Consider the following 4,356-nt stretch of genomic DNA (forward strand, 5'->3'; position numbering starts at 1 on the left):
CTCCCAGGTGAAGAAGGGCTTCAAGTGACCGCGGACCCGCGAGCAGCCGACACCCGTGCGGTCGTCCCCCTCGACCCCTCCCTCGCCCCGCCCGGTACCCGCGCCTTCCGCGACGCCGGCGGCATTCCCGCCGACCAGTGGCACGCCGACCAGAACGGCGAGACGCTCGTCCCCACCCACTGCTGTTTCTGCGGGGTGCAGTGCGGGATGTACCTGCGCGTCGACCGCGGCGGCAAGGTCTTCGGCGTCGAACCCCGGAACCACGACATCAACCGGATGCGCCTGTGCCCCAAGGGCATCAACGCGTACCAGCAGGTCAACCACCCCGACCGGCTCACCGCCCCCCTCATGCGCCGCTCCCGCGACGAGGAGTTCCGGGAGGTCTCCTGGGACGAGGCGCTCGACTACACCGTCGCCGAGATCAAGCGCATCCAGCAGACCTACGGCAACGACGCCTTCGGACTGCTCGGCGGAGCGAGCCTCTTCTCCGAGAAGACCTATCTGGTCGGCAAGTTCGCCCGGGTCGCCCTCAAGACCCGGCACGTCGACTACAACGGCCGGCTCTGCATGGTCAGCGCGGCGGGCGCCAACAAGCTCGCCTTCGGCATCGACCGGGCCGGCAACCCCTTCTCCGACATCCTGCTCACCGACTGCCTGCTCATCGCGGGCTCCAACGTCGGCGAGTGCTTCCCCGTGATGACCCAGTACGTGTGGGGCGCCCGGGACCGCGGCGCCAGCCTGATCGTCATCGACCCGCGCGAGACGGCCATCGCGCGGACCGCCGACATCCATGTCGCCCTCAAGCCCGGGACCGACGCGGCGTTCTTCAACTCCGTGCTCCACGTGATCATCGAGGAGGGCCTCACCGACGAGGCCTACATCGCCGCCCACACCACCGGCTGGGAGGAGGTGAAGGCCAAGGTCGCGGAGTACCCGCCGTCCCGGGCCGCCGAGATCTGCGGAATCCCCGCCGAACAGGTCGTGCAGGTCGCCCGCACCTTCGCCCGCGCGCCCAAGGCCATGGCCTGGCACGCCCGCGGCATCGAGCACCACTCGCAGGGCGTCGAGAACTGCCTCACCGTGATCAACCTCTGCACCGCCACCGGACACATCGGCAAGCCCGGCTCCGGCTACGGCACCATCACCGGACAGGGCAACGGGCAGGGCGGCCGCGAGCACGGCCAGAAGTCCGACCTCCTGCCCGGCGGCCGCTCGATCATGAACGACGAGCACCGCCGGCAGATCTGCGAGATCTGGGGCATCGAGGAGTCCGAACTCCCGCGCGCCGGCACCTCGATGATGGAAATGATCTGGCAGATGCAGCGCCGCGAGATCCGCGGACTGATCGGCATCTGCAACAACCCCTTCGTCTCCCTGCCCAACTACAAGGTGGTCAAGGAGGGATACGACACTGCGGAGTTCCACGCCCAATTCGACTTCTTCCTTTCCGAGACCGCGGCCAACGCGCATGTGGTCTTCCCCGTCACCACCTGGGCCGAGGACGACGGGGTGATGGCCAACGCCGAGGCCCGGGTGGTCAAGCACAACAAGGCCCAGGACCCGCCCCCCGGCGTACGGACCGACACCTGGGTGATGTGCGAACTCGCCCGACGGCTCGGCGCGGGTGACAAGTTCGCCTTCGCCGACTCCCGCGAGGTCTTCGACGAACTGCGGATCGCCTCCGCCGGAACCGTCAACGACTACTACGGCATCACCTACGAACGGCTGGAGGAGACCGGCGGGATCGCCTGGCCCTGCCCCTCGACCGATCACCCCGGCACCCCCCGGCTCTTCGAGGACGGCAGGACCTACCACCCCGACGGCAAGATCCATATGCAGGTCGTCGAATGGCACCTGCCGATGGATCCGTACGACGACGACCACCCCATGTCCCTCACCACCGGCCGCACCGTCGCGCACTTCCTCTCCGGCAACCAGACCCGCCGCCTGGGCGCCCTCGTCGAACAGACCCCGCGCCCCTGGGCCGAGGTCCACCCCTCCCACGGCTTCCGCAACGGCGAACCGGTCCGCGTCGTCACCCGGCGCGGCAGCGAGGTCTTCCCCGCCCTGGTCACCGAGGCGATCCGCCCCGACACCGTCTTCATCCCGTACCACTGGCCGGTCCCCACCGCCGCCAACGCGCTGACCATCGACGCCTTGGACCCCCGCTCCAAGATCCCCGAGTACAAGGTGTGCGCCTGCCGCATCGAGCACGCCGAGAAGATCGACGAGGTACCCGCGCCCCCGGTCGCGCCGGGCCACGTCGCCTACCCGGAGACCCAGGTCTCCCGCACCGACCCGCTGCCCCCCACGTCCCCGCAGGGCCGTGGCACCTCGGAGAGGAGCTGATGCCCGCATGATGGGCAGAACGATCTTTATCGACCCGGGGCGCTGCATCGGCTGCCAGGCCTGTGTCTCCGCCTGCCGGGAATGCGATTCCCACCGCGGCAAGTCGATGATCCACCTCGACTACACCGACGAGGGCCAGTCCGTCGCCTCCCTTCCCACTGTCTGCATGCACTGCGAGGACCCTGTCGCCCCGTGCGCGGAGGTCTGTCCCGCCGACGCGATCCTCGTGACCGCGGACGGGGTGGTGCAGCAGGCGGACACCACCCGCTGCATCGGCTGCGCCAACTGCGTCAACGCCTGCCCCTTCGGCGTACCGAAGATCGACCTCCAGGCGAAGCTGCAGATGAAGTGCAACCTCTGCTACGACCGCACCGCCTACGGTCTGGCCCCCATGTGCGCCACCGTCTGCCCGACCGGGGCGCTCTTCTACGGAACCGTCGAGGAACTCCAGGCCGAACGCCCCGGAGTCCAGGTCGCCGACACCTTCGTCTTCGGCGAGACCGAGGTCCGCACCGGAGTCGCCATGGTCGTCCCCGCCGACCGGGTCCAGTGGCCGGTGCCGGGCGGCCTGCCCGTCGTGGAGATCAACGGGAAGGACGTCCGCCGATGACCGTCACCGAGCAGCCGCCACCCGGGGACCCGCGGCAGCCGTCCTCCGGGGACCCGCGCGAGGCCCTGCACGACCGGATCGCCGCGGACTCCCTCACCACCCGCCGGGACTACCTCCGTATCGTCGCCACCGTCTCCGGCGGTCTCGCGGTCGGCGGACTCGGCGTGGCGGGCGGAATGCTCCCGCGCCACGGCGACCCCGATGACGACAAGGCGCCGGCACCGAAGCGGATCAGCTCCCAGCTGCTGCCCGGGGAATCCCTCGCCTTCAGCTACCCGGAGAAGGAGGACAAGGCCGTCGCCGTCCGGCTCGACGACGGCACCCTCGTCGGCTACTCGGCGATCTGCACCCACCTGGCCTGCGCCGTGCTGTGGCGCAAGGACCGGGGCTCCGAGGGTGAGTTGTACTGCCCCTGCCACGAGGGCGTCTTCGATGCCCGTAGCGGCGAGGTCACGGCCGGACCGCCGCCCCGCGGACTGCCCAAGGTCGTCCTCACCGAGCAGACGGACGGCAGCATCTGGGCCGTCGGCACCACCCGCTCGGGCGAGAGCATCGAGAAGGGGCTGTGCCGCCAGCTCGGCGACGACCGCCCGGACCTCGCCTCCCGGATCGGCTGCCCCGGAGTCCGCGGGGGCGCCGAAGCCCCGGAGGCCGCCGGCAGCCCCCGTACCAGGGCCACCGAGCCCGAGACCCCCGGCAGGCGGACATGAGCGACGCCCAGCAGCCCTCCGGCCCGCACTACCCGGAGTACCACCCGGGCAGCGCACGGCCCGAACTCAACCGGCCCGTCCACGAGCGCTACCCGCAGATCCGGCCCACCAGCGGCTACGGCGACCCGCGCGTCCGCCACACCGGGCCCGGCCCGGGAGCGGGCAGCGACCAGGAACCGGAACGGTCCTCGAAGCTCACGGCACGGCTGACCCTGGCCATGACCGTCGTCATCGGGCAGCTCTGGGGACTCACGGTCATCATCGACGAATACATGGAGGGCAACACCGGTACCGCCTGGTGGGGGGCCGGATTCCTCTGCCTGTCGTTCCTCGTCGTGCTCGGCCTCTGGTGGCTCGACCCCAAGGACCGCTGACCGGCCTCCCGGGAGGCGGGCCGGGAGTCCCGGCTTCGCGGTGGGCTCCGGTGCGCCCCCGCTGCCCGCAGGGCGGCCGTACCCTGGAGGCATGAGTACCGCCCCCGCCCCCGGACCGCGCGATTCGAAGCCGAACTCGCCGGACCGGCCGAAGCCCAAGCCGGCACTGATCTTCGACGATCCGCTGGACCAGCAGTCCGCGGACGATACGGACCGGGGGTGGGGTGAGCGGGCCCCCTCCGGTGGCAGCGCCGCCGACCTGGCCCGTTTCCTCGACGAGAAGCCGCCCCACCACGTCTGAGCTGCCCCGCCC

The 4,356-nt window shown here is 70.8% G+C and carries 5 protein-coding genes; all 5 read left to right on the forward strand.

What is annotated here, in order from left to right:
* Window positions 1–24: 24 nt before the first annotated feature.
* Window positions 25–2,349, forward strand: coding sequence for a molybdopterin oxidoreductase family protein (locus JGS39_RS37980; protein WP_219574332.1), 2,325 nt, complete (start codon window positions 25–27; stop codon window positions 2,347–2,349).
* A 7-nt stretch (window positions 2,350–2,356) separates the two neighbouring features.
* A complete protein-coding gene (locus JGS39_RS37985; protein ID WP_136327991.1) occupies window positions 2,357–2,959 on the forward strand; it encodes a 4Fe-4S dicluster domain-containing protein in 603 nt (200 codons plus the stop codon).
* On the forward strand, window positions 2,956–3,669 hold the full coding sequence (locus JGS39_RS37990) for a Rieske (2Fe-2S) protein (RefSeq protein ID WP_219574333.1): 714 nt from the start codon (window positions 2,956–2,958) through the stop codon (window positions 3,667–3,669). Before JGS39_RS37985 ends, JGS39_RS37990 begins: the two co-directional genes overlap by 4 nt.
* Window positions 3,666–4,043, forward strand: coding sequence for a hypothetical protein (locus JGS39_RS37995; RefSeq protein WP_219574334.1), 378 nt, complete (start codon window positions 3,666–3,668; stop codon window positions 4,041–4,043). Before JGS39_RS37990 ends, JGS39_RS37995 begins: the two co-directional genes overlap by 4 nt.
* 91 nt (window positions 4,044–4,134) lie before the next feature.
* A complete protein-coding gene (locus JGS39_RS38000) occupies window positions 4,135–4,344 on the forward strand; it encodes a hypothetical protein (RefSeq protein ID WP_219574335.1) in 210 nt (69 codons plus the stop codon).
* The last annotated feature ends 12 nt before the right edge of the window (window positions 4,345–4,356 follow it).

This window comes from Streptomyces poriferorum (assembly GCF_019399235.1).
Taxonomy (GTDB): domain Bacteria; phylum Actinomycetota; class Actinomycetes; order Streptomycetales; family Streptomycetaceae; genus Streptomyces; species Streptomyces poriferorum.